At 47.6% G+C, this 24,495-nt stretch carries 21 protein-coding genes, 2 tRNA genes and 2 other annotated features; of the genes, 11 read left to right on the top strand and 12 right to left on the bottom strand.

The features are described 5' to 3' along the window. Positions 1 to 6: 6 nt before the first annotated feature. The 9 genes from N2245_RS03160 to N2245_RS03120 all read right to left on the bottom strand — a co-directional run bounded on the left by N2245_RS03160 (position 7) and on the right by N2245_RS03120 (position 10,360). A complete protein-coding gene (locus N2245_RS03160) occupies positions 7 to 150 on the bottom strand; it encodes a hypothetical protein (RefSeq protein ID WP_494535279.1) in 144 nt (47 codons plus the stop codon). Between the two features lie 35 nt (positions 151 to 185). Beyond that, positions 186 to 1,187 carry a ketol-acid reductoisomerase gene (gene ilvC, locus N2245_RS03155; RefSeq protein WP_494535278.1) on the bottom strand — a complete coding sequence of 334 codons (1,002 nt, stop codon included), beginning with the start codon at positions 1,185 to 1,187 and terminating at the stop codon, positions 186 to 188. A gap of 23 nt (positions 1,188 to 1,210) precedes the next feature. Then, the gene (ilvN, locus tag N2245_RS03150; RefSeq protein ID WP_494535277.1) at positions 1,211 to 1,735 is read right to left on the bottom strand and encodes an acetolactate synthase small subunit; all 525 of its coding nucleotides are present in this window, start codon (positions 1,733 to 1,735) and stop codon (positions 1,211 to 1,213) included. Further along, positions 1,732 to 3,462, bottom strand: a complete 1,731-nt coding sequence (ilvB, locus tag N2245_RS03145) for a biosynthetic-type acetolactate synthase large subunit (protein ID WP_494535276.1) — start codon at positions 3,460 to 3,462, stop codon at positions 1,732 to 1,734. The genes ilvN and ilvB overlap by 4 nt, the downstream gene beginning before the upstream one ends. Positions 3,463 to 3,711: 249 nt before the next feature. Next, positions 3,712 to 3,929 (bottom strand) — a binding site (T-box leader). 95 nt (positions 3,930 to 4,024) lie between these two features. Beyond that, entirely contained in the window at positions 4,025 to 4,930 is a 906-nt protein-coding gene (locus N2245_RS03140; protein WP_494535275.1) for a carbohydrate ABC transporter permease, read from the bottom strand. Between the two features lie 4 nt (positions 4,931 to 4,934). Beyond that, the gene (locus N2245_RS03135) at positions 4,935 to 5,927 is read right to left on the bottom strand and encodes a carbohydrate ABC transporter permease (RefSeq protein WP_494535274.1); all 993 of its coding nucleotides are present in this window, start codon (positions 5,925 to 5,927) and stop codon (positions 4,935 to 4,937) included. 44 nt (positions 5,928 to 5,971) lie between these two features. Beyond that, positions 5,972 to 7,261 carry an ABC transporter substrate-binding protein gene (locus N2245_RS03130; protein WP_494535273.1) on the bottom strand — a complete coding sequence of 430 codons (1,290 nt, stop codon included), beginning with the start codon at positions 7,259 to 7,261 and terminating at the stop codon, positions 5,972 to 5,974. A gap of 212 nt (positions 7,262 to 7,473) precedes the next feature. Continuing rightward, positions 7,474 to 8,070, bottom strand: a complete 597-nt coding sequence (locus tag N2245_RS03125; RefSeq protein ID WP_494535272.1) for an O-methyltransferase — start codon at positions 8,068 to 8,070, stop codon at positions 7,474 to 7,476. Positions 8,071 to 8,089: 19 nt separating this feature from the next. Beyond that, a complete protein-coding gene (locus tag N2245_RS03120) occupies positions 8,090 to 10,360 on the bottom strand; it encodes a glycoside hydrolase family 3 C-terminal domain-containing protein (RefSeq protein WP_494535271.1) in 2,271 nt (756 codons plus the stop codon). Positions 10,361 to 10,518: 158 nt separating this feature from the next. Here N2245_RS03120 and N2245_RS03115 point away from each other — a divergent pair, with 158 nt between their 5' ends. The 8 genes from N2245_RS03115 (at position 10,519) to N2245_RS03080 (ending at position 19,237) form a co-directional block, all read left to right on the top strand. Beyond that, complete coding sequence (locus N2245_RS03115) at positions 10,519 to 10,998, top strand: GNAT family N-acetyltransferase (protein ID WP_494535270.1); 480 nt, start codon at positions 10,519 to 10,521, stop codon at positions 10,996 to 10,998. A gap of 21 nt (positions 10,999 to 11,019) precedes the next feature. Then, positions 11,020 to 12,024 carry a phosphotransferase gene (locus N2245_RS03110; RefSeq protein WP_494535269.1) on the top strand — a complete coding sequence of 335 codons (1,005 nt, stop codon included), beginning with the start codon at positions 11,020 to 11,022 and terminating at the stop codon, positions 12,022 to 12,024. Between the two features lie 112 nt (positions 12,025 to 12,136). Continuing rightward, a complete protein-coding gene (locus N2245_RS03105) occupies positions 12,137 to 13,402 on the top strand; it encodes a M16 family metallopeptidase (protein ID WP_494535268.1) in 1,266 nt (421 codons plus the stop codon). Beyond that, positions 13,386 to 14,642 (top strand): M16 family metallopeptidase, encoded by a 1,257-nt coding sequence (locus N2245_RS03100; RefSeq protein WP_494535267.1) that lies wholly within the window; start codon positions 13,386 to 13,388, stop codon positions 14,640 to 14,642. Before N2245_RS03105 ends, N2245_RS03100 begins: the two co-directional genes overlap by 17 nt. A 125-nt stretch (positions 14,643 to 14,767) precedes the next feature. Then, positions 14,768 to 15,021, top strand: a binding site (T-box leader). A 24-nt stretch (positions 15,022 to 15,045) separates the two neighbouring features. Further along, positions 15,046 to 16,650 carry a methionine--tRNA ligase gene (gene metG / locus N2245_RS03095; RefSeq protein WP_494535323.1) on the top strand — a complete coding sequence of 535 codons (1,605 nt, stop codon included), beginning with the start codon at positions 15,046 to 15,048 and terminating at the stop codon, positions 16,648 to 16,650. Positions 16,651 to 16,714: 64 nt separating this feature from the next. Further along, the gene (locus tag N2245_RS03090; RefSeq protein WP_494535266.1) at positions 16,715 to 17,308 is read left to right on the top strand and encodes a type 1 glutamine amidotransferase domain-containing protein; all 594 of its coding nucleotides are present in this window, start codon (positions 16,715 to 16,717) and stop codon (positions 17,306 to 17,308) included. 153 nt (positions 17,309 to 17,461) lie between these two features. Further along, a complete protein-coding gene (locus N2245_RS03085) occupies positions 17,462 to 18,847 on the top strand; it encodes an ATPase domain-containing protein (RefSeq protein ID WP_494535265.1) in 1,386 nt (461 codons plus the stop codon). A 36-nt stretch (positions 18,848 to 18,883) separates the two neighbouring features. Next, complete coding sequence (locus tag N2245_RS03080; RefSeq protein ID WP_494535264.1) at positions 18,884 to 19,237, top strand: response regulator; 354 nt, start codon at positions 18,884 to 18,886, stop codon at positions 19,235 to 19,237. Between the two features lie 11 nt (positions 19,238 to 19,248). Here N2245_RS03080 and ftsH read toward each other — a convergent pair whose 3' ends face one another. Beyond that, positions 19,249 to 21,189, bottom strand: coding sequence for an ATP-dependent zinc metalloprotease FtsH (gene ftsH / locus N2245_RS03075; protein WP_494535263.1), 1,941 nt, complete (start codon positions 21,187 to 21,189; stop codon positions 19,249 to 19,251). A gap of 125 nt (positions 21,190 to 21,314) precedes the next feature. Between ftsH and N2245_RS03070 the strand changes: the two genes are divergently transcribed. The 3 genes from N2245_RS03070 to N2245_RS03060 all read left to right on the top strand — a co-directional run bounded on the left by N2245_RS03070 (position 21,315) and on the right by N2245_RS03060 (position 22,304). Then, complete coding sequence (locus tag N2245_RS03070; protein ID WP_494535262.1) at positions 21,315 to 22,055, top strand: DUF6062 family protein; 741 nt, start codon at positions 21,315 to 21,317, stop codon at positions 22,053 to 22,055. Between the two features lie 56 nt (positions 22,056 to 22,111). Further along, positions 22,112 to 22,188: transfer RNA gene (locus N2245_RS03065), tRNA-Glu, on the top strand. Positions 22,189 to 22,230: 42 nt separating this feature from the next. Next, positions 22,231 to 22,304 (top strand) — tRNA-Glu (locus N2245_RS03060). A 15-nt stretch (positions 22,305 to 22,319) separates the two neighbouring features. Here N2245_RS03060 and N2245_RS03055 read toward each other — a convergent pair. Next, on the bottom strand, positions 22,320 to 23,537 hold the full coding sequence (locus N2245_RS03055) for a class I SAM-dependent RNA methyltransferase (RefSeq protein WP_494535261.1): 1,218 nt from the start codon (positions 23,535 to 23,537) through the stop codon (positions 22,320 to 22,322). Beyond that, the gene (locus tag N2245_RS03050; protein WP_494535260.1) at positions 23,534 to 24,463 is read right to left on the bottom strand and encodes a decaprenyl-phosphate phosphoribosyltransferase; all 930 of its coding nucleotides are present in this window, start codon (positions 24,461 to 24,463) and stop codon (positions 23,534 to 23,536) included. Before N2245_RS03050 ends, N2245_RS03055 begins: the two co-directional genes overlap by 4 nt. Positions 24,464 to 24,495: the final 32 nt, after the last annotated feature.

Raw genomic sequence — 24,495 nt, 5'->3', positions numbered from 1 at the left:
CGCCTCCTATTCGTAACACCATGCAATAGCTTGTGTGCACTCAGCTTCTTGATCCTGATCCTCTTCCTGCCGTTGGGTCTCTGTGGATGAGGCCCATATCATGCTTGCGAATTCCTGTGCGTCCTGCCACATATAACTGTATTGTGTCATTTTCCTGCCTCCCGGGGCCGGTACTACATTTGTTGCTACCTGTTAGCTGGTTGTGTCCAGCTCATCATTGCCCTGAGCTTCTGCCCTACTTGCTCGATGAGATGGTTCTTGTCCTGCTCCCTCATCTTCTCGAACTCAGGCCTTCCCTTCTCATTCTCCTCTATCCATCTTCGTGCGAAACTGCCATCCTGAATCTCATTCAGGATCTGCTTCATATTCTCTCTAACGTGCTCATCGATTATCCTGGGCCCCGCTATATAATCTCCGTACTCAGCAGTATCACTGATGCTGTATCGCATGTAGCTGAGACCGCCCTGATAGATCAGATCTACGATGAGCTTCATCTCATTCAGGCACTCGAAGTAAGCTATTTCTGGCTGATAGCCTGCTTCTACTAGAGTCTCAAATCCGGCCTTGATCAGCGCGCTAACACCACCGCAGAGCACTGTTTGCTCACCAAACAGGTCAGTTTCAGTCTCTTCCTTAAATGTGGTCTTTAGTACCCCCGCCCTGGTACATCCTAGTCCCTTGGCATAAGCTAAGCCTGTCTGTTCGGCCTGACCGCTAGCATCCTGATATACAGCCAGGAGTGCTGGTACCCCTATTCCCTGTGTGAATAGGTTACGCATAATGTGCCCAGGACTCTTTGGGGCTACCATGACTACATCAACGTCTGCGGGAGGTTTCACCTGCCCGTAATGGATGCTGAAACCATGCGCGAACATCAGCGTCTTTCCAGCTCTCATTGCTGGTGCTATGGATTCCTCATACACCTTCTTGTGTATAGTGTCAGGGATGAGCATCATGATAATATCTGCAGCTTCTGCTGCCTCTGCTACGGATCTAACCTCCAAACCGTCGTTCCGAGCCTTTTCTGCACTCTTGCTACCTTCGTGTAGACCTACTATTACATTGCAACCGGAATCGTGCAGGTTTAGAGCGTGCGCATGCCCTTGACTGCCATATCCAACGATCGCTATGAGCTTATCCTTGATAATGTTTATGTCAGCATCTGCATCGTAGTAAACTTGTGCCATAAAATCTCCCTCTATCGAAATTTTTAGGCGCTGATGGCGCTTCTCTCAGCCGAAGATGTACCTGCCATGTCTCTTGCCATTGCTACTCTGCCAGTCCTTACCATTTCAGTTATTCCAAATGGCTCGAGTAGCCTCACTAAGGAATCTACTTTGGATTCTGAACCTGTCATCTCCAGGGTTATAGAGTGATGAGAGATATCTATAACTTTAGCTCCGAAGAGCTTTGCGAGCTCGGTAACCTCTGTTCGCTTGGTTCCATCCGCCGCGACTCTTATCAGAGCCAGCTCTCGCAGGAGAGGAGCACCTTCGCTTATGTCTTTGACCTCGATGACTTCTATAAGTTTGGATAGCTGCTTTACTACTTGATCTACCTCGGAGGCGTCTCCGTTGACTACTATAGTCATGCGGCTAACACCTGGCTTTTCTGAGTGGCCTACTGCCAAGCTCTCGATGTTGAAGTTTCTCCTGCGGAAGAGGCCAGATATACGAGTTAGGACTCCAGGATGATCTTGTACCAGTGCTACGAGTGTTCTCCCTTGAGTACTCATTCATTTGCCTCCGGATCCAGGATCATAGTCTTGACAGATCCTCCTGAGGGAACCATTGGATAGACGTTCGCTTCCTGCTCTATCTCAAAGTCCAGGATCACGCAGCCAGGTTGGCTCATGGCCCACTCGACTGCTGCTTCTACATCCTCCTTGCGAGTGACCCGGCGCCCCTTGGCGCCATAGGCCGTTGCGATCAGGGAATAATCGGGTGATGAAATCCTGGTCTCGGAGTAATTCCTGTTATGGAAGAACTCTTGCCACTGCCTGACCATTCCTAGATAGCCGTTATTTATGATGGCTACCTTTATATCCAGGTTTTCTTGGACGATGGTCCCTAGCTCCTGGATGTTCATCTGGATACCGCCATCACCAGCCACCACCCATACCGGATCTTCTGGGCATCCTGCTTTCACGCCCATGGCGGCCGGAAGCGCATAGCCCATAGTTCCCAGTCCGCCGGAAGATATATGACTGTTGGGCTTTTCCCAACCATAGAAGCGAGCCGCCCACATTTGATGCTGCCCTACGTCAGTTACGATACGAGCTTCCCCATTGGTGGCCTTCTTAATTGCCTTCAGGACATCATAAGGGCTGATCTTGGTGGTCTTCATGACAGAGCGCTCTGGTTTCTCGCGGCGCTTTATCTCTTCAAGCCAGCTGGAATGCTCCTTCTTTGATACCAGCTCCGTCAGCTTGGCGAGAGCTTCCTTCGCGTCGGCGACTATACCTACTTCTGGCTTTATGTTCTTTCCTATCTCTGCCGGATCTATATCGATGTGGATGAACCTGGCGTTAGGAGCGAACTCCTTGAGGTTACCAGTTACTCGATCGTCAAACCTCAATCCTACACCTACAATCAGATCTGCCTCATCTATGGCCAAGTTCACGTGAGCAGGACCATGCATACCGGGCATCCCTAGTGCCAATGGGTGGTTCTCTGGGAAGGCACTTAGTCCTAGCAAGGTAGTTATGACCGGGATGCCGGTTTTCTCTGCAAATGTACGAAGTTCATCATAAGCCTTAGAAATGATGATTCCGTGCCCTGCCATAATGAGTGGTCTTTGTGCCGAGTCGATTATTCTTGCAGCTCTTATATATTCATCTGTGTACGTAGAGCCGTTATCGGAGTTACGCTCCTCCCAAGTCTTCTCGGGTGGAGTGTACTCTCCCTCCTCGAACTGCACGTCCTTAGGTACGTCTATGAGCACCGGGCCCGGCCTGCCTTCACGAGCTATTCTGAATGCCTCGTGTATAACTTCTCCTAGCGAGTTCGCTGATGTTACTAGAAAGTTATGCTTTGTGATAGGTAGAGTTATACCTACTATGTCCGTCTCTTGGAAAGAGTCATGACCTATGAAAGGTCTAGCGACTTGTCCGGTTATGGCTACTATGGGTACGGAGTCCATGTAAGCTGTTGCTAAGCCAGTTACAAGATTGGTTGCGCCAGGGCCAGATGTAGCTACGCACACACCTACCTTACCAGTTACCCTGGCATAGCCATCTGCTGCGTGGGCTGCGCCCTGTTCGTGACGGACTAATACGTGGTGGATTGAGGGGTACTCAGGTAATACATCGTAGAACGGCATTATGGCTCCGCCTGGATAACCCCATATGATTTCTACTCCCTCATTCACGAGGGCTTCGCACATGATCCTGGCGCCACTGAGCTTCTTGGTTTCCTTCTTCTTGGTTTCTTCTATCTTGGGTTTATCAATTGTAATAGCCATGTCCTCCGTCCCCTTTCAGATATTTGGTACCTATAACTTGAAAGCCTCCCTTTGTTGGGAGGCTTTCTTATCTAAGCAATTTATGTGTTTGAGGTCAGCCTCCCGAGATATTTGCTGCTCTAAGGAGCACAATAAGTCCTAGTACTAGAAGGCTAAGGATAGCCTTCTGCAAGGCGAAGATGATATCAACTTGTGTTTGTACCTGTATTCCAAGCATTTCAAAGCTCTTAAGCCAGAAGCCCCCGTCCCTCAAGGGACGGGGGCTTCCCGTGGTACCACCCTTGTTGCCGCCACATTATTGGTGACGACCACTCGTATGCGCTAACGGGCGCTAGCCGTTCGGCCCTACTAAGATTTCAGGCCGACCGCTCCAGGGCGAGTTCGGGAGATTACAGCGTCCGAGTCACACCAACCCTCGGCTCTCTGAGCGCTTCCTCTTCCCTACTACTCCCTTTCGCAGCGTTTGTTTTTGTAAAGCTGAAAAGAATGTAACACACTAGCTCCTGGGCTGTCAAGTGTTTCTGCGTTTTTCTGCGTATTTTCTCGGGAATTTAGTAGATGTCTAGCCTTTGACCGCACCTACAGTAATTCCTTCTATAAAGTATCTTTGGGCTCTAAAGTAGAGGACTATTATAGGTATAGTCATGAGCACAGCCATGGCCATCATCATGTTCCATTTGGGGGCCTCAGCTCCACCTGCAAGTGACTTATTGAACTGATAAAGGCCTAGGGGTAGAGTAAATTTCTCCGGAGTGCTCAGGTAGATTAGGGGTGAAAGGAAATTGTTCCAGTTACCTGTGAAGCTGAGAATGGTAATTGCTAGCAAGGCTGGCCTGACCAGGGGCAACATTATGTACCCGAATATCTGCAGTAAATTCCCTCCGTCTATAATGGCTGCCTCTTCTATGTCCCTAGGTATAGTTAGGAAGAATTGCCTTAGCAGAAAGATATAGGCAGGTCCCCATGCAAATAATGACCCTACAGTAAGTGGGGAATAGGTATCGTATCTTCCTAACCATCTGGCCCATATAATAAATGATGGTATCAGCGTAATGATGCTTGGGAGCATCATGGTCGCCAGCATGATGCTAAAGAGTATTCCTCGACCGGGAAACCTGAAGCGTGCGAATCCGTAAGCCACAAGTGCCGAGGTAATGATCTCACCCAATATGGCCAGTAAGGTGACGAATACGCTGTTAGCGAAATATCGAGCTAGTGGAACTAGTTGCCATACCTCTATATAGTTGCTCCATTGTATTGGGTCTGGGAACCATTGTGGTGGTATAAGAAACAGGGCAGTATCGGTCTTGAGCGACGTTGCAACCATCCAGTAAATGGGGATTATCACTATCGATAGTCCAAGCAATAGTACAGCGTACACAAGGATCTTGATAGCAAAACTCTGAATCTTATAGAGGTAGGTTGGCTTCTCAGTAGCACTTGTTCGTGCTGTGGTCGTAGTTGCCATGGTTCTATCTCCTCTCCCCTTCGTAGTAGACCCATAGGGCGGAGCTTCTGAATACTAGCGCTGTAAGGATAAGTATTATCAGGAGCATGAGCCAGCTCAAAGCAGATGCGTAGCCCATTAGTGCTCTTGTGCCGAATGCGTACTGGTATACAAGTACCTGCAGGAATGTACCGGTGGCTCTGGGTAAGTTGATGAATACTCCTGGTTCGAACGTCTTGACTGCGCCTATTATTCCCAAAACCAATGTGTAGAACAGTGTCGGACTGACCATCGGAAGGGTAACGTGCCAAAACTTAGCCCAAGCCCCTCCGCCATCTACAGCTACGGCCTCATAGAGCTCCTTAGGGATGTTCTTTATACCTGCTAACAAGATCACGGTGTTAGCACCAAATACTCCCCAGAGACTCATGATTATAAGCCCAGGTAGGGCATAGGTAGGATCCGTGAACCAGCTGGGCTTTTCCATTCCAATCAGGTTATAGATAGGACTTAGTATTTGGTTGACTAGGCCGTTGGTCGATAGTAACCAGATCCAAAGCACTAGGGTGGCCACCGTGGGTATGACCGCAGGTAGATAAAACATAGTCCTCCAGAAGCCTATAAAGCGTACATCCTCGCGTGCCAGCACCATTGCTATCAACAGAGCTAATGTGAGCCCTATGGGCAAGCTTATGGCCCCATATAGTAGTGTCATTCTAAGAGAAGGCCAGAAATAAGAACCCCTCTCCAAGAGATTCTTATAGTTTTCCAGTCCCACCCATCTGGGAGGTTGCAAACCGTTGAAATCTGTAAAGCTGTAGTAGAGAGATGCCAGGATTGGATAGGCGGTCCATATTATGAACCCTAGTAGCCAGGGTACGATCAGTGTATATCCAGAAGCTGTTTCGGGCTTGACGCCAAACCTCCTGAGAATGTTATAGGTTAGATACATCGCACTGCCTATCAGTGCTGCGGCAATTAGATAGTCCGCTAGAGTACGAGCGTAGTCGGATAACATATCTGCTACCTCTTGCTTTGGTTAGGTGAACAGGGGCCGGTTTGTTATGGCCCCTGCAATATGGATTCAAGCTCAGGCCTAACTTTCTTAGCCAGTTCCTCTGGAGTGCCTTTCCTGTGGAAGAGCGGGTCGAGGAACTTTTCTGAGAAAGTAGTATCCCACTCGGACTGCTGCGGAACTACCCTGAATGTTCTCATGTCCTGTGCTGCTTTGATTATTACATCAGCCGATTTAGCTTTTTCAGGCACAGCCTGAGTTATCGTTTCCTTATTAGCCAAGGACTTCCTGGGTGCTAGCACCTTCCAGTGATGGATACCGTCAGTTAGGTCAAGCAAAGCTTGGCAAGCAGCTTCAGGATTAGCTGTCTTAGCGTTGATAGCCATTAACCCGGTCCAGGCGAATGTAGTCCTACTCTTGGGTCCCTTAGGGACCAGGGCTGCTTTCATTTCAGCAAACTTTGGATCTTTCGTATGAGCGTAATCTAGGTCATCTGCAGCTCCACCGAAGAACATCGCTACCTTGCCATTCTTGGCGAGGTCTGCGAATCCTTGCTCGGCTATTACGTTCTCAGGTGCTGCGTACTTAGGGTTGTAGACGATCTCCTGATAGAATTTCTCTGCCTGTATGGCTTCTGGTGAGTCTATCGGAGAATGCTTCAGATCCTCGCTTATTACATCTCCTCCCGCCTGCCATATAAACATCTGGATGGGCGGCCAACCGTTGAAAGCTGTTCCATATATCCCCTTCTTGGGATCTGTCAGTTTGGCTGCTGCTGCTTTGAAGTCGTCCCAAGTCCAGTTCTCGTTGGGCTCCTCCACGCCAGCTTCCTTGAATAGCTTGGGATTGTAGTAGAGGACTACGGGCTGAGATATCCAGGGCAGTGCGTACAGCTTGCCCTCGAACTTGCCGACGTCAAGTATGCTCTCGAAGTAGTCATCCAGCTTGGCAGCTGGCTTATCACTATGCTCCTGCACACATTGAGTGAGATCCATAAGCGCGCCCCGCTCAGCATATCCAGGAACGTATTCCTGAGAGAGCCACATCAGATCTGGGCCCTTACCTCCGCTTATAGTCGTTTGTAGCTTTGTATAGTAATCCGCTGGCTGGGGCTCATGTACTATCTTGTAAGTGTTGGACTTAGAATTGAGCTTATCTATGATAGCCTGGAGTTCCTTGGATTCATCTACACCTGCCCAAGTTGATAACCTAATAGTTACTTTCCCTTGGTTACCTGAGTTTCCCTGTTGCGGAGTGCTTGCTGTTCCACCGCCACCGCAAGCCGTGACAACAAGTGCGAGTACTAGGAGCAAGTACACCTTGAACCTACCTAACATAATTGTGTCTCCTTTCGCTTTGTTTTTCAGTTGTTGCAAACTATTAGATGTAAAGGCGAAAAAGATGAAGCGGTCTTTGAACGAGGCCACAAGGGCCCTAGCACTCTTTATGCCACAGTGTACGAATACGAAATGGTTTTAGAAGGATTCTAAAATTGGGTTTGGGCCAATGAGATTCTACTACAAAAGTAGACTGTTCGCATGTTGACAGTTTATGGTTTGAGTTTGGTTGCCAATACTAGACCTGTAGAGCAGGCCAGCTTTACAACAACAAGATCGCTCCTGCTTGTAAGCTCATTTAATAGCCACCTGACGCTTGTCTCGTGTCCTTCTGGCCAGTTAGGTTGAGGCAGCATGTCATCTACTAAGTAGATGCCTCCAGGTTTGAGTATGCTTAGAGCCTCGTTTAAGTGGCTATATTTGCCAGGCCATGAGTCAGCAAATATTAGGTCAAACTCTTCGTGCTGGTTTTGCTCTAGCCAGGTTCCTGCATCTACTAAGTGGAATGTGACTCTAGGATCGTTTCCAAGATACTTGCGAGCTATGAAGGCGAATTTCTCCTCTTTCTCTAGGGTTATCAGGATAGAATCTTGGTCCATGCCTTGTAGTAGCCAGGAGGTAGCAATCCCGGTTCCAGTTCCAATCTCAAGGAATCTACCTCCTGGCTTGGAAGCGGCAAGTGCACGTAGTAGTGAGCCCATCGCGACGTCCGAACCCATGGTAAACCCAATCCGGTGGGTTTCTGCCAGCATCTTGGGTAGTACCTCTGGTGTATTGGACTCTGATGCAAAGTAATCTTTGATATCCACCCGTGCACCCTTGTGCGTCTTACTGACTAGCTGAGTTGAGCTGGTCTAATAAGTTATTAAGATCATCTTCGCTGAAGGCTCCACCACTGAAGTTTACAAGTGCTCTAAGTGGCATGTATCTTAGAAGGGCCATTATCATTTCACTGTTGAACTCTCCTGATGAAGCGAATGGTGTGTTCGCCAATCCATGCTGCATCATCTGGTTGAAGATAGCAGCAGCTTTAGGATCCTCCTGCAGATCTCCTATCAATGAGTTGCGATGGTATCTCTTGGGTATTATCTGTGTGGAGTCGACGTGAACGATCTCGGTAAGGACGATATCTCTGGAGGATCTCCCTACGCAGATCTCAAATTCTCCTGCCTCCACGTACCAATCGCTAAGGTCCACATTGTAGTAAGCAAAAGACCTTTTGTTCAACGTGAAATTAACTGTTTTCTCTTCTCCTGGCTGCAGCTCCACCTTCTCAAAGCCTTTGAGCTCTTTCTCGGGCCTTCTAACGCTTGAAGCTAGATCTCTTACGTAGAGCTGTACTATTTCCTTCCCGGCGAGTTTTCCAGTATTTCTAACAGTTACTTGTACGTTGAGGGTTTCGTTATCTTTGAGGCTCTTCTTGTCTACGGATAGATCACTGTACTCAAATGTGGTATAGCTTAGACCATGACCGAACGGGAACAAAGGCTGGATTTCTTTCGTATCATAATATCTATATCCAATGAATATACCTTCGCGGTACTCTACCTTGTCGTCTTCCCCTGGGAAGTTGAGGTATGAAGGGTTGTCACTCAACTTTTGTGGGAAAGTCTCAGCGAGTTTACCACAAGGGTTTGCTTCCCCAAATAGTATGTCAGCTATGGCACTACCAACAGCCTGTCCTCCAAGGTAGCACTCCAACACGGCGGGTACATTATGCAGCCATGGCATCTCTACAGGTGCACCGTTAGATAGCAGTACCACAGTATTTGGCTGGGATTCGCTCACCGCTTGAATAAGCTCCGAGTGACTCTTAGGCATCAACATGTGCGGTCTATCGTAACCTTCTGACTCATAGCTCTCAGGTAGCCCAGCGAAGACTAGTGCTACGTCTGCCTGAGAAGCAATTTGCTTGGCTTCCTCGATTAATATTGGGTTCACTTCGTCGCTTTCCAACTGATAGCCATCTGAATAGAGTAGCCTAACGGAATCACCTGCTGCCTTTTGGATCTCATCATAAGGTATGTCGATCCGAGTGGGGTTGACGTGGGAGCTGCCCCCTCCCTGGAATCTGGGATGTTTGGCGAACGCTCCTATAACTGCTATGGTTCCTTCTTTCCGGAGCGGTAGGATAGAGTTGTCGTTCTTGAGGAGAACCATGCTCTCCCTGGCAGCCTTTCTTGCTAGTTGATGGTGGGCATCAGCATCGTAGCTGAAGTTCTCTTTTCTATTGTCAACAGCTTGGAAGATTAGTTTCAGGATACGCTCAACTGCTCTATCCAAAACCTCTTCTGACAGCTCTCCAGAGCGAACGGCTTCAATGATCTTGCGGTCTCCAACGCCGCCGTTACCAGGCATCTCAAGATCTAGACCAGCCTCGAGCCCCTTTACCCTTTCGTTGACTGCTCCCCAGTCAGAAACAACTAATCCTTCATATCCCCAGTCTTCTCGCAAGACCTTCGTGAGCAGGTAATGGTTCTCAGAACAATAATCGCCGTTCAACCTGTTATAGGCACACATTACCGTCCAGGGCTTAGATCTCTTTACCGCTCCTTCGAAGCTTGCCAGGTAGATCTCTCGTAAGGTCCTTTCGTCAACTATTGCGTTGACCGACATCCTACGGTGTTCTTGATTATTAGCAGCAAAGTGCTTGATGGACGTACCGACTCCCTGGCTTTGTACACCTTCTATATAGCTGGCTGCTAACTCTGTAGAAAGAAAAGGGTCCTCAGAGAAGTATTCAAAGTTACGTCCACAGAGCGGAGAACGCTTTATATTTACCCCAGGACCCAAAATCACAGATACACCCTCTGCCTGACATTCCTCTCCCAGGGCGATGCCAATCTCTCTTACTAAGGATCTGTCCCAGGAGCAGGCGATAGTAGCTGCTGTTGGGAAACAAGTGGCAGGTACGCTGTCAAAGAAGTTTTGGCTCCCAGGGACTTGCTTTCGCAGTCCATGAGGGCCATCAGTCATGACTATAGAAGGTATTCCTAGTCTCTCTATAGGCTTGGTATCCCAGAAGCCTAGTCCTGAGCATAGGCTTGCCTTTTCCTCCAGAGTCATCTGGGAGATTAAAGACTTAGTATCTCTGGCCAACCTATTACCTCCAATAGATTTGGAATAAAATCTCCTCAAAGATTAGCGCAATACTTAAGGCAATATAAAGTAAACACTTATGCATAAATTTGCACTTATTATAAGCTTGAATAATATAAATACAAGATTCGTGCTGCAATTTGTCAGGAGCCTTTCCATTGAAAATCCGCAGGATGACACGAGAAGATATACCTTCGGTAAGGCATGTGGCGGAAGTTACTTGGCACCATACCTACAAGGATATAATCCCCGAGCATATAAGGACTGAGTTCCTAACCACCGCCTATTCGGATCGATCTTTGGCCTATAGAATGAGGAACAATGTTGTGCTGGTTGCTGAGGATGAGGGGAAAGTAGTGGGGTTCGCTGAGTTTACACCTATCCAAGACCCCTTAGAGGTGGAGTTATCTGCGATATATATCCTTCCCAACCATCAAGGTAAAGGTATAGGCACTCAGCTTCTCCAAGAGGGGATCAAGAATTTTCCAGATGCTAAGGTCATCAAGCTCAGGGTGGAAAGCAGGAATGCTCCCGCTAAAAGCTTCTACCTAGCCAAAGGTTTTTTACCTACGCGCGAATATAACATACTGATTCATGATTACAGCTGCGAGATTACCGAAATGGAAAAGCATTTGTGAAGTTACCGGAGCGTTTAGTACTTGAAGTTTCAACCAAAAGACATTGACTACGAAGATCTCATGCTTTTTATTAGCCTGATCTATGGACTGTCTGCTTTGAACCTTGAATTCCTTCCGAAAGGCGAGGATTCATGGTGTTACAAAGTTGTAACCACCACAGGAGACTTCTTATTGCAGCTTAGAAGGATAGTTGAAGATACAGCGTTGTGTAAGTTCGTTGAGTATGTTCGAATGTTGCATGACTCAGGGTTCAAACCAGCCGTTGTTCCGGTTGAGACTCTTGAGGGTTGCCTGCTGGCCCAATATAAATCCTATTGTGTTCTACTTTATCCGTTTATTGGGAGCGGCAAAAGTTTGTATGATAAAACGCAGTCATCTACTTCGTTAGAAGGAATTCCTCTAGATAAAGTTGCCGAAATAATTGCTAAGCTGCACTCAACTAAGCTCTCGATTCCAAAGCGAGATGTATTTGAAAACCCCTTTGAGTCAAGGATAATGAATAACTTTAGGGTCATAACTAGTAACTCAGAGGGTAGTCGAATTCAGGGCATGCTCCAAGAACTGATAAGAAATAATTTTGACGATGTTCTGGACACAGCACGCTACACAAGTCTTCTGGGAAGAATTCTCGCCAAAGACCAAGATGATTTTGTACTGACCCATGGCGATCCCAATCTGGCCAACCTTATCCTTGGGGGTGACAATCACATATATCTGATCGATTGGAGCAGCATCTCTATGGGTGCACCGGAAAGAGATCTGTCATTCTATATCGATCTAGATTGGCCAATGTTCTGGAATGTGTATAAGTCTCTAACTGGAAGAGCTAAGTGCTTACTCCAGAGATTCAAGTTCTACAACTACCTGTGGGTTCTCCAAGAGATAGCTGATTATACCTCACGCATTTTAGGAACCAATGAGATTCTTGAACAGGAGTGTGCCTTGGATGAGCTCCGGTCTTACCTACCCGTACCTCATGATCAAATCAATGCCAGGCTTGAGTTCTTAGCACGATATGCGGTGTAGATAATTGCTTGCATTACCATCCACTGGACATTTTAAAAACACACAGCTACACTTTTGCTAGTGGAAGCACCTTTATATTTCTGAATGATCAACGATTGGAGTTTTTGTCCCTATGCCCGAGCAATATAAGGATGTTTTACCTAATGGCTTAACCGTTCTTGGAGAGAGACTCGAGGGTGTTAGATCTCTGGCTTTGGGCTTTATAGTTGGAGCCGGGAGCTCTTATGATCCTGATGATAAAAGTGGGCTCGCCCATTTCACCGAAACCATGCTTCTAGAAGGTACTACCAACAGGACCTCTCGTCAGATAAGCGATTCGCTTGACTCCCTGGGAGTAAGCTACGGTACCTCCTTGGATGCCGAAACTATAGGACTCTCGGGGGTGATGGTTAGCTCCAGACTGGAACCTGCGTTGGAGATATTTGCAGATATACTTCAGAACCCAAGCTTCCCAGAAGATGAAATGGAGCAGACCCGATCTTCCATATTGCAGGAGCTTCGGCGCGAAGAGGACGAACCTATGGTAAAGGTTCGGGATCTCCTGCGGAGGGTCTATTACGAGGGACATCCCTATTCCAAGAGGCCAACAGGAGAGCCGGATGTTATAAGTTCCCTTTCTTCTGCTGACTTGAGAGAATATCACGCATCTTACTTCAATCCCGCCAATACAGTCTGTGCAGCAGCTGGGGATCTAGATTGGGATCTGTTCAGGTCTCTGGTAGAGAAGTTTCTTGGCAGCTGGAAACCTGGAACCAAGGCTCCCGAGATAGGCCCACCTAACCCTCGTCCACAATTGTATGTGGAAAATCAGCAGACTCAGCAAGAACATATCGCTGGCGCGGCGCCAAGTGTTCCATTCGGACATGACGATTATTATGCTGCTATTATTGCTGCCGAGATCTTGGGTGGAGGCATGAGTAGCAGACTCTTTGTAGAAGTGCGTGAGAAAAGAGGGCTGGTATATTCAGTGGGCGCCTCTTATTCTCCTAGTAGGTATCAAGGCTCATGGAGAATATATGCAGGGACTACCCCTGAAAGGGCTTCTCAGACTTATAGTGTATTGATGGAGGAGCTGCACAAGCTAGACTCTGAGGGTGTATCCGAGGAGGAGTTTAGAAGGTTCCAGGCTCTAACACGAAGCCATGTGCTTATGGCTGGTGAAAGCACGAGTGCAAGGCTGAGATCTCTCTTGACTTCATGGTGGTATGAGGGCAGGATAAAGCCGCTTTCCTACATACGTGAGAGGATAGACGCTGTCACTGTTGATCAGGTAAACAAGGTTATTAAGGATTGGCCTTTGAGCTCCAATTTGGTGTTGTGTGCTCTAGGCCCAAGTACAAAAGAAAGCTTGGTGGGGGAAAATGTCAGTAAGGTCTAATGAGCTGCTAGGAGTCGAGAAACTTCCCAACGGTCTGACGGTTGTAGGGCAGAGGATGCCCGGAGTAGAATCCGTAGCTATATGTTTCCACGTGCGTACAGGGTCCCGAGATGAGCCCCAGGACATAGCTGGTGTTTCCCACTTTCTAGAGCACATGATGTTTAAGGGCACTACAAGAAGGTCAGCAGTCGATATCTCCAGAGAATTCGAGGAGATGGGGGCTGAATTTAATGCTTTTACCTGGGTCGAGAGCACTGTGTACTATGCTAGAGTGCTTGGCGATCAGCTCCCTAAGGCTGTGGACCTGCTGGCCGATATGATGCGTCCTGCTCTTGACGAGAAGGAGTTTGAAACCGAGAAGGGCGTGATCATAGAGGAGATAGCACGCTCTGAGGATCAGCCAGCCCACGAGCTTATACACCAGCTTTTCGCTAACTTCTTCGAGTCTCATCCTTTAGGTAACAGTGTTTTGGGAACGCAGGATACCATTCGCAACATGCCCGTACATAGGATGCGTGAGTACCATCAAAGAAGATATGGGGCTAACAACATCATCTTTGGTATAGCCGGCAACTTCGATTGGGACAACCTGCTCCCAATGTTGGAAGAGGTTACGCGTGGTTGGGAACCTTCTGAGGAGGGACATCGGAAGGTAGAGTTCAGACCAACTCCAAAAGTGAAGGTTGATCTCAAGCCTCAGTTTCAGCAGGAACATATAGCTATAGCCTCGAGTGCGCCTAAGCAGGATGAGGATGACACTTGGGCAGCTGAACTTGTAGCCTCTGTACTAGGAGATTCGACTGGGTCTCGTCTCTTCTGGGAAGTTACACAGAAAGGACTGGTTGATTCAATCGAGACTGAGTATTACGGCTTCGATGATGCGGGACTTTACCTTACGTATTTCAGTACTTCTCCTGACAGGGCTGAGGAAGTTCTTAGGATAGTTAGGCAGGAGATGCAGAAGCTACAGCAAGACGGTGTCGATCAGGATGAGCTAGATCGAGCGAAGGTAAAGGCCGTTGCAGATGTAGTGATTGGCGGGGAGGCTTCTCACCGCAGGATGTTTGAGCTGGCGAGCTTGTACGTGGCCAAAAGCAAGGCTATGTCCGTTGACGAGATCGTTGATAGTATCGAGGGTGTATCCCGGGAAGATATACGTCGAGTACTTGAACGATATCCCTTTACTGAGACCTTTACAGTACAAGCCGCTGGTCCCCTTTCTGATCTGAACGTTTCGTAGCTAGCACACAAAGACAAAAGTGCTCAAAAGGGTGATTGCCTCCCACTTAGGTAATAGGCAGCGATCACCCTTCCTTGATTTTTTGATCTATATCATCTTACAATCGAGAAGTAACAGCTAAAGATCTAAAGGCTGAGAAGAGGATCGGTAGGGCGGTTTAGTTAGGTCACAGAGAGCCGGGTTGCTGAGAGTCCGGTACCTGACTCGTCCGACATGGCCTCGGAGCTGCTATCCGAAAATAGTGCTTTTGACAGCTATGAGTAGGTGCTGACGTCTCGCCCGCGTTATAGGGTTGCAGGCCAGTTAGATGGCCTCAGAGTCCTGCAGTGTAAGCTGCAGGAGAACCAGGGTGGTACCACGAGTGGTCCTCGTCCCTAGGGCGAGGGCCATTTTGATTTTAGTAATGGATGGAGGTGTTGAGGTGAGCGGTTCTCGGTATTACATTACAACGGCTATACCGTACGTAAACGCCAAACCTCATATCGGATTTGCTCTTGAACTGGTGCAGACCGATGTACTTGCCAGATACCACCGGTTGATAGGGGATGACACGCGCTTTCTTACAGGCACTGATGACAACGCGCTCAAGAATGTACAGGCTGCGGAGGCAGAGGGGATTTCTACTAAGGAATTAGTTGACCGCAATGCGGAGTTGTTTAAGGCGTTAAGAGAACCCTTAGCTGTGTCCTTCGATGACTTCATAAGGACGTCCGGTGAAAAGAGACATATAGATGGTGTGCAGAAGCTGTGGCGTGCGTGTCAGCGATCAGGGGATATATACAAGAGAGTTTATAAAGGACTATATTGTGTTGGTTGTGAGCAGTTCTATTCGGAAGAGGAGCTGGTCAACGGCTTGTGTCCGGAACATCTCACGCGCCCAGAACTAGTTGAGGAAGAGAACTATTTCTTCCGTCTTTCAAAATACACCGATCGCCTTATATCAATAATTGAATCTGGCGAGTTGCGTATTCTGCCCGAGACCAGGCGTAATGAGGTGCTTAGCTTTATTAGGCGCGGGCTCGAGGATTTCAGTATATCTAGAGCTAGTAGCAGGGCCAGAGGATGGGGTATACCGGTGCCGGATGATCCAGATCAGGTAATGTACGTCTGGTTCGATGCTCTTGGCAACTATATAACTGCGCTAGATTATGCCTACGACGGGGAGCTTTATCGGAGATACTGGCTCGAGAATCCCCATAGAACTCATGTGATAGGCAAGGGCATACTTCGATTCCACGCTGTCTATTGGCCTGCTATGCTGCTCTCGGCAGGTGAACCTTTGCCCACTACGATCTACGTGCATGAATATCTGACTATTAACGGTCAGAAGATTAGTAAATCCCTTGGAAACGTCATAGATCCTATTAGTATTGTCGAAAGATTCGGCACCGATGCTCTGCGCTATTGGTTCGTGAGGGAGGTGTCTCGAACGGAAGACACGGATTTCACTTGGGATCGACTAGTAACGCGTTATAACGCCGATTTGGCTAATGATCTGGGCAACCTCCTTAACAGGACGGTTAGCATGATCAAGCGATATAGAGAGGGTAAGGTGCCATCTCCATCTGAAAGCACTGACCTAGAGCAAGATCTCAGGCAGATAGCTGAGGGCATCCCTGAAAAGGTCTATAAGTATCTGGACGAATTTGATCTAAGGGCAGCTATAACTGCCATATGGGAGCTGGTGACTAGAGCTAATAGGTATGTAGAAGAGAGTGCGCCCTGGCTACTTGCTCGGCAGGAGAAGAATGGCGATGGCGCGGCTTCATCGCGTCTAGATACTGTGCTTTATTCCTTGGCTGAAAGCTTGAGAGTGATAGCTGTACATCTCTCACCGTTTCTACCTTTGACTTCAAGTAAGATCCTTGAGCAGCTAGGTGTCGATGCAGGTTCTCAAGCTAACTGGCCTGATGTAGCTGCCTGGGGAGGACTGCAACCTGATACTTCCGTTGGAGAACCTAAGCCCATATTCCCCAGAGTTGAGTTGACTACTTCAGAGATCTCCTAGGCTGCTGGCATAAGAGTTGCGAGCTTAATTAGCGTCAAGGTTGTAGTTTAAAGGAGGTCTCTGAATGGCTGGCAAACTCGAAGGGAAAAAGATCGCATTTCTTGCTACCGATGGTGTCGAGCAAGTAGAGCTGACAGAACCCTGGCGGGCTGTTACTCAGGAGGGTGCAGAGGCTCACCTTATATCTATCAAGTCTGGCGAGATCCAAGGCGTCAACGGTATGGATAAGGCCGATACGTTCAAAGTGGATAAGACTGTGGATCAGGTCTCAGCAAGCGAATATGATGCTCTTGTGCTGCCAGGTGGTGTGGCAAACCCTGATAAACTTCGTATGAACCAGGATGCTGTAAGGCTCGTGCGAGAGTTCGTAGAATCTGGGAAACCTGTAGCAGCTATATGCCATGGTCCTTGGACTCTGGTTGAGGCTGATGTAGTCCGTGGAAGGACGCTCACGTCTTATCCCAGCTTGAAGACCGATATAAAGAATGCGGGCGGCAATTGGGTTGACCAAGAAGTGGTTGTTGATCAAGGTATTATTACTAGCCGAAATCCTAATGACCTACCAGCCTTCTGCGCTAAGCTCATAGAAGAGGTGCAGGAAGGCATACACGAGGCTAGAGCTCAATCCGCTAGCGAGTTTACTACTCCTCAGATGTGATTCTCCGGGGCATGGGTTCTTTCCCATGCCCCTTATTTTCCCTGACTGCGACAACTGACCTTTAAGTTTATGCTTTGGATCTAGATCTATGCCCTTGCTACATGTTTATAATGTTTGCGACACTGCAAGCCTAGTTTATAAGGTAGGGTAGGGGTGGACAAGATAAGTACGGGTGTTCCTGGCTTTGACCTGCTCCTTGGTGGTGGTATACCTAAAGGTTCATTTGTGCTGGTTGGAGGTCCTCCGGGCGTTGGCAAGACCATATTGGTGACTCAGATGGCTTTTCACCATGCGTTTCAAGGCAAGAAAGTGGTTATGCTTACCGCGCTTACCGAGACCAATGCCAAGCTAATAGCTCATCTCAGCACGCTATCTTTTTTTGATGACACCCTGCTCGGTAATGCCCTTCAGATCCTGAACATACAGAAGCTGCTGCAAGAAGAAGGATTAGATAAGACTCTTGCCGAGATAAGGAGCACAGTGATCGAACAGGGAGTAGAACTTCTAGTAATAGACTCCTTTAGAAGCCTTTTTACCCTAACTGGGGACGCAGCTGCTGTACAAAACTTTATTTTCAATCTGAGTTCGGCGCTATTCATGCTTGGATGCACCATTCTGATGGTTGAAGATCAGTACAGGATGGATAGTTTTACTCATCCGGAACAGGCAATAAGCGACACCATCATTCATCTTAGCTTGTCAAGCCTTAACAGCAGTGCGACTAGGAAGATAGAGATACTCAAGATGAGGGGATGTGATCCCATCCCCGGCAAGCATTACTTTGAGATCACACCCTCTGGTATTGCAATATATCCAAGGATAGAAACCTTAGCTAGCAAAGTTTGGCCTTGCGATACAAATAAAAGGGTGAGCTGGGGTGTAGCTGGATTAGATGAGATAACAGGAGGTGTCCCCATCTGCTCATCTAATCTAGTGCTGGGCCCTCTTGGAGTTGGGAAGAGCTTGTTGTCTTTGCAGTTTTTAGCAGCAGGTATAAAGGAGGGCCAGAGGGTCTTATTCGCAACTTTCTATGATACTCTCGAGGATTTATCTAGACGTCTATCTAGTATAGGAGTAGATCTAGAAGATGCTTTGAGTAGAGGAAACGTTACCACCATTCAATTTCCGTTCTCTGATATAAGTGCAGACAAGCTAGTACATCAGATCATTTCTCAGTTACCGGAGTCGTCCCCATCTCGACTCGTGATCGATGGCTTTGAGGTTGTAAAAGAAGAGCTGGATAGAGATGGGCGATTTATGCCTTTCGTTGGTGCCTTGGCCCAGATAATGCGTTCACGCAATGTGACTACTCTTATCACATGCGGTGATAAGAGCATGTCGTTGTGGGCTGCCTCTCCTGAGTGGGCACCGGTGGATAACATCCTGACCATGGACAGGATAAATTTGAGTGGAGAGTTGAAGAGAGTATTGACCATAGTGAGAATGCGTGGCATTGAGCATGATAACACGGTATACGAGTTTGCAATCACACCAGCTGGTATAGAGATAAAAGATAAGGTTGAGGGGCTTGGGCGCTAGTGTACTCCAACTTCTCTGAGTAGAGCAATAATGCTTATGAAAAAAGTACTTATAGTTGATGATGAAGCTGAGATAGTTGAGCTAATTGTGATGGTCCTTGATGATGGCCGAGTTCAATTGCTCACAGCCTATGATGGTGAGCAGGCGATGCGTATCATCAAGGAGCAGAGGCCCGATGTTGTGCTTACAGATGTGATGATGCCTAGATTGGATGGCAGAGAGCTCTGTAAGATGGTCAAGTCAGATCCTTCAATTTCCGATACCAAAGTCATTCTTATGAGTGCTATACATCGGCTGGACAAGGGTGATTGTCCAGCCGATGGCCTTATCCATAAGCCTTTTGACATAGTTGCTATAGTGGAAGCCGTTCACAAATTTCTAGACCAATAAACTGGATGGTTCTAGGCAGGCTCTGGTTGTTTCTCTCCAAGCCCTACGATCTCTCGTATCTGCTGCTCATCTAGGGATTCTTCCCTAAGTAGAGCCTCTGCTAAGTTATCCAGCCTTTGTCTCTCCCTATTCAAGAGAGACAAAGCTTCTGAGTAACACTCGTCGATTATTCTTCTTGTCTCCCTGTCGATTACGGTCGCTAGTGATTCGCTATATTCTCGTGTGGCGACCGGGTTAGGCCCTAGGAAATCATCCTGACCATCTGGCGACAGATAAACCAGCCCTACCTCCTTACTCATACCCCATCTTGTGACCATCTGCCTGGCTATCTCGGTCACCTGCTTGAGGTCGTTCTCCGCACCTGTGGTTACGGTACCGAACACTAACTCTTCTGCGGCTCTACCTCCCAAAGCCGCAGTTATCCTGCTGCGTAGATATCTCTCGGTATAGTTATATCTATCGTCCTCGGGAGTTTGGTATGTAACACCTAGGGCTTGCCCTCTGGGGATAATAGTTACCTTATGTACGGGATCAGCCTCAGGTAGTAACAACCCTAGCAAGGCGTGTCCAGATTCATGGTAGGCCACGCGCCTGCGATCTTCCTCACTGATAAGGAGCTTACGCTCAGCACCAAGAGTTATCTTCTCCAGTGCGTCGAAGAAATCTTCTCTGTCGACGTAGTTCTTCCCCCGTCTTGCCGCCAACAACGCTGCCTCATTGACGAGGTTCCTCAGATCAGCACCTACCAGTCCAGGAGTGGCTGCTGCTATTTCCGAAAGGTCTAGATTTGGATCAAGAGGTACGTTTCTGGTATGTACTTGTAGTATCTTGAGCCTGCCTACCTTATCTGGACGTTGCACCACCACCCGGCGGTCAAACCTCCCAGGGCGCAGTAATGCTGGATCAAGGACATCTGGGCGGTTAGTAGCTGCGAGGACGATCACTCCTTGCCTTGAGTCAAAACCGTCCATCTCCACCAAAAGTTGGTTGAGGGTCTGCTCTCTCTCGTCATGTCCTCCAACGTTGATGCTGCTGCCTCTTCTTCTTCCTATGGCATCTAGCTCGTCCACAAAGATGATGCAGGGAGCTTCCTTCTTAGCTTGCTGGAAGAGCTCGCGTACCCTTGCAGCTCCCACACCTACTATCATCTCCACGAACTCGGAGCCAGACATGCTGAAGAAAGGCACACCTGCCTCTCCAGCTACTGCTCGGGCCAAGAGAGTTTTGCCAGTACCTGGAGGACCTATCAGTAGAACACCTTTCGGTATGGTGCCACCTAATCTTTGGTACTTCTGTGGGTTCTTGAGGAAGTCCACGATCTCTGCAAGTTCCTGCTTAGCCTCTTCGATGCCAGCTACGTCATCAAAAGTAACTCTTGTAGATTCTGTGGCGTTGTATCTCTTAGCTCTGCTCTTTCCGAGACCAAAAAGCCCCTGTTGAGAAGACTGTGCTTTGGAGATAAGCCAGAGGAACAGTAAGAAGAAGAGTATCGTAGGTCCAAAACTAATCAAAATGCTTAACAGCAGGGAACGTGTGCTGCTTTCTGGCTGTACATTTACTATAACGCCTTTCTGGTCAAGCTGGCTCATCAGCTGATCATCGCCGAAGGCTGGTATATGGGTTACAAATCTCTTGACTGGTTGATCAACCCCTGGTACCTTGACAGCCTGTTTGAACTCACCAGTTATCTTATCCGCTTGGGTAGTGACCTCTACGACGTTGTTGTTCTCAAGTTGTTGCTTAAAGCTAGTATAGGGTATGGATGCTGCCCCCTTGCCTTCAGGGAACAAAATAGGAGCTACCAGCCAGTTGAGTAGCAATGCCACAATTAGAACTATCCATGCCCAACTGGGTATGGGGCCCCATCTATTTCTGTTGTTCTCGTCGTTGTTGTCGAACCTTCTAGATTCAGGTCCGGGTGGTCTAGGTCTATCGGTCTGATTGTTGGTCAAAGCTGTAACACCTACCAGCGAATATTCTCAACAAGATTGTACCTGAATCCCATATAAACCGTAATTTGACTAAAGCAGGAATAGGGATAGAATCTAATTTGACATATTATTTGCAGGTGCCTGCTATGCATGTCAACACCTATTATGATCTTCTTACAGCTTTTCGCCTAGATGGCTGTCCAGTATGTCGGCTTGTCCGTTTAGCAGTAGATTCGTACTTAGATAGCCTGGATTATGAATTCATAAATGATGCCAAGGTTAGAAAGGATTTAGTTGTCTCGTTTGGGTTCTGCAAGGACCATGCTGAGCAATGGTTTGAAAGACCAAGGCTTCTAGCAACATGCATCCTCTACCGGGATATAGTCGCCTACCTAGGCTATCATCTTCACCTCAAAAGAAGAGAGTTGTTTGAGAGGAGATCTTCAAAAGGATGGAGTCATAGATTGAGAAACAGCTTGGAGAACATAAGGAAGGTCATCAAAAGCAAGCCGGTATGTCCGGTTTGTGTCTTTCAACAAGAGGAGGAACGTAAATACCTGAGCGCTCTTCTTCAAGGATTCGAAGATGAGTCGTTTGAAGAAGCGTATATGAAGTCTCATGGCTTGTGCCTTCCCCATCTATTTTGGGGGCTTGATATAGCTGCTGAAGACTCAAGCGTATCTATCATTCTTATAGATAAAGCGCTTATGGAGCAGAGAAAGCATATGGATTTAGTAGTGCGATGCTTGCAATCCCAAAGCTACAACTCTGTTGCTACTTATACACCCAAATCCTCGGAGATCTACTCTGTAGTTCAGCACCTATGTGGTGATCCGAGGTTAGATAGAAAGCCCCAGATACATTGTGAAAAGAATACATTGGCCTGAAAGTAGAACTTGACGTCTGGCCAATTAGTTCGCTAGAATATGCCCGTCATACGCATGGCGCATTCGTCTAGTGGCCTAGGACACCACCCTCTCAAGGTGGAGATCGCGGGTTCGAATCCCGCATGCGCTACCAGAGATCTGCGGGGCGATTGTGTTGCCCCGCTTTATAATTCAAGCCCCCATAGTCTAGTGGCCTAGGACGTCACCCTTTCAAGGTGAAGATCGCGGGTTCGAATCCCGCTGGGGGCACTTCATTTCCCTCTCTTATAGCAGCTCCAATGAAGCTATAGTTTCTATGTGGAATGTCTGTGGGAACATGTCCACGGGTTGTACTTTCTTGAGTCTATATGCTCCAGTTGAGCATAGGACTTTTAGATCTCTTGCCAGAGTTGCTGGGTCGCAGCTAACATAGACGATCTTCTCAGGAGCAAGCTCTAATATGATTTCCAGCGCTTCAGGTTCGCAACCAGTTCTAGGGGGGTCCAGCAATAATCTGTCGATGTTATTTGGTAATCTACCCAGTTCCTTCTCAGCTCTTCCCTCTATTAGCTTTGCCTTAAGCCCTTGCATGTTGTATCTAAAGTCGGCAGTAGCTGAAGGGGATTCTTCTATTCCTATCGTAAGTTCGGCTCTCTCTGCTATAAAACGGGTGAAAGTTCCTACTCCGCAATAGGCATCAACGACCGTTTTGCCTTCCAAGGGTTCAAGTTCATCTAGCGCTATTCTTATGAGGTTTTCAGCCTGCAGCGTATTTACTTGAAAGAAGGATGTTGCGGATACTCTGAACTCTCTTCCTAGTAAGACCTGAGTATGAAACTGCTGCCCAGTTTCTAGGTCTGTGGATAGCTTGGGCCATATTACTAATTCATCTTTTTGTCTGCTGTATCTTATTCTTACATTTTCTCCAGGTAGGCCATGCCCCTGTATGTGATGGAGCACGTCGTTAATCTTTTCATCCATTATTGGGCATGTATCTACTTTTATAAAACTGTTGCTTCGCCAGTCAGTAAACCCTAGGTCCCCTTGCTGGCCACAGAGAAACCTCGCGCTATTGCGGTAATAATACTCTCTTGGAGAAGGAATGGTAGGAAGCACTTTTACATCTCTGAAGCCTCCAATTCTGGACAGCAAGGATTCCACTATGTGGCGTTTGATCTCAAGCTGCCTTTCATACCTTATATGTTGGTAATGGCATCCACCGCATACTCCGAAGTATGGACACTTGGGTATTACCCTGTCCTGCGATGAGGTGATTATGTCTACTATCTCGGCTTCTGCATACCTCTTATGCTTGTGATATATGCGTGCTAATACTTTTTCCCCAGGTATGCCAAATGGCACGAAGACAACCATGCCTTCGTGCCTACCTAAGGCTCTACCACCGTGAGCCATGTCATGAAGCTCCAACTCGACTGTCTGCTCTGTACTAGTTGCTAGAGAGTCGTTGCTCCACATCATTTTTCCAACGCCATTCCTAGTCATGCCCATGGTCTGTAAAGTATCAGAACTACAGCAATACCCCATAATACTATTGATATAAGCAGTGGCTTATCTTGTAGGAGAAGAGTCTCAGGATTGCCTCCCTCATTTTGTTGATAGATGAGATATAGGTATCTAAAGATAGCGTAGATAACGAAGGGGATTGTGAGCATCATAGACCTATCGTTAGGTAGGCTAGCGGCGGAAAAAGTGTACAGAGAGTAGGCTATGATGGTGGAGCTGGTGACCACAGCCATGAGCTGATCCAGAAAAACCCTTGAGTACTCGTTGAGTATCTGTCTGTGTACTGAGGCTTTCTCTTCAAGCAGTAGTAGCTCGTGCCGTCTCTTAGCTAGTGCCAGGAAAAGCGAGAGCAGCAAGGTGCATAGTATCAGCCATGAGGACAATGTGACACTTATTACAAAGGTCCCTGCAATTGCCCTCAACACAAATCCTGATGCTACCGAAAACACATCGAGAAGTACTACGTTCTTCAGATAGAAACTATATAGAACCACGATCAAGAAGTAGACCACAGTCACTAGGGCAAAAGACCAGGAAAGAAGGAATGAAGCTATCAAGCTGCAGATCAACAGCAAAGATGCTATTGATATAGCTGTGGGTTCACTGATCAAGCCCGATGCTATAGGCCGTAACCTCTTGACGGGATGTAAACGATCTCTCTCCACGTCCGCAAGATCGTTGATTATATAGGCTGCAGATGATACTGCACAGAAAATTACGAATGCAGCAGACGATCTTAGCAAAGCAGGTAGGCTAAGCATGTTGTGGCTGAAGACTAATCCTGCAAACACTAGCAGGTTCTTGGTCCACTGCTTAGGGCGGAGTTCTACTATAATTGTGTAGAGGTATTTGAACAACGTGCTGTTTACGTATCTGTTTGTTGTTTGAATTTTGGACTGTTTCATGACAAAGTTATTATGCCATTGATACGGTGAGA

The organism is Thermobaculum sp. T2p, assembly GCF_059335935.1.
This window is presented reverse-complemented; position numbering and strand designations above follow the sequence as displayed.

What these genes read in the sequence shown, in the direction of transcription:
- N2245_RS03050 (WP_494535260.1), bottom strand. Translation starts at nt 24,463, where the DNA reads ATGAAACAGTCCAAAATTCAAACAACAAACAGATACGTAAACAGCACG.
- N2245_RS03160 (WP_494535279.1), bottom strand. Translation starts at nt 150, where the DNA reads ATGACACAATACAGTTATATGTGGCAGGACGCACAGGAATTCGCAAGC.
- N2245_RS03100 (WP_494535267.1), top strand. Translation starts at nt 13,386, where the DNA reads ATGTCAGTAAGGTCTAATGAGCTGCTAGGAGTCGAGAAACTTCCCAAC.
- N2245_RS03070 (WP_494535262.1), top strand. Translation starts at nt 21,315, where the DNA reads ATGCATGTCAACACCTATTATGATCTTCTTACAGCTTTTCGCCTAGAT.
- ilvN (WP_494535277.1), bottom strand. Translation starts at nt 1,735, where the DNA reads ATGAGTACTCAAGGGAGAACACTCGTAGCACTGGTACAAGATCATCCT.
- N2245_RS03140 (WP_494535275.1), bottom strand. Translation starts at nt 4,930, where the DNA reads ATGGCAACTACGACCACAGCACGAACAAGTGCTACTGAGAAGCCAACC.
- ilvC (WP_494535278.1), bottom strand. Translation starts at nt 1,187, where the DNA reads ATGGCACAAGTTTACTACGATGCAGATGCTGACATAAACATTATCAAG.
- N2245_RS03055 (WP_494535261.1), bottom strand. Translation starts at nt 23,537, where the DNA reads ATGACTAGGAATGGCGTTGGAAAAATGATGTGGAGCAACGACTCTCTA.
- N2245_RS03135 (WP_494535274.1), bottom strand. Translation starts at nt 5,927, where the DNA reads ATGTTATCCGACTACGCTCGTACTCTAGCGGACTATCTAATTGCCGCA.
- N2245_RS03090 (WP_494535266.1), top strand. Translation starts at nt 16,715, where the DNA reads ATGGCTGGCAAACTCGAAGGGAAAAAGATCGCATTTCTTGCTACCGAT.
- N2245_RS03105 (WP_494535268.1), top strand. Translation starts at nt 12,137, where the DNA reads ATGCCCGAGCAATATAAGGATGTTTTACCTAATGGCTTAACCGTTCTT.
- ilvB (WP_494535276.1), bottom strand. Translation starts at nt 3,462, where the DNA reads ATGGCTATTACAATTGATAAACCCAAGATAGAAGAAACCAAGAAGAAG.
- metG (WP_494535323.1), top strand. Translation starts at nt 15,046, where the DNA reads ATGGATGGAGGTGTTGAGGTGAGCGGTTCTCGGTATTACATTACAACG.
- N2245_RS03130 (WP_494535273.1), bottom strand. Translation starts at nt 7,261, where the DNA reads ATGTTAGGTAGGTTCAAGGTGTACTTGCTCCTAGTACTCGCACTTGTT.
- N2245_RS03080 (WP_494535264.1), top strand. Translation starts at nt 18,884, where the DNA reads ATGAAAAAAGTACTTATAGTTGATGATGAAGCTGAGATAGTTGAGCTA.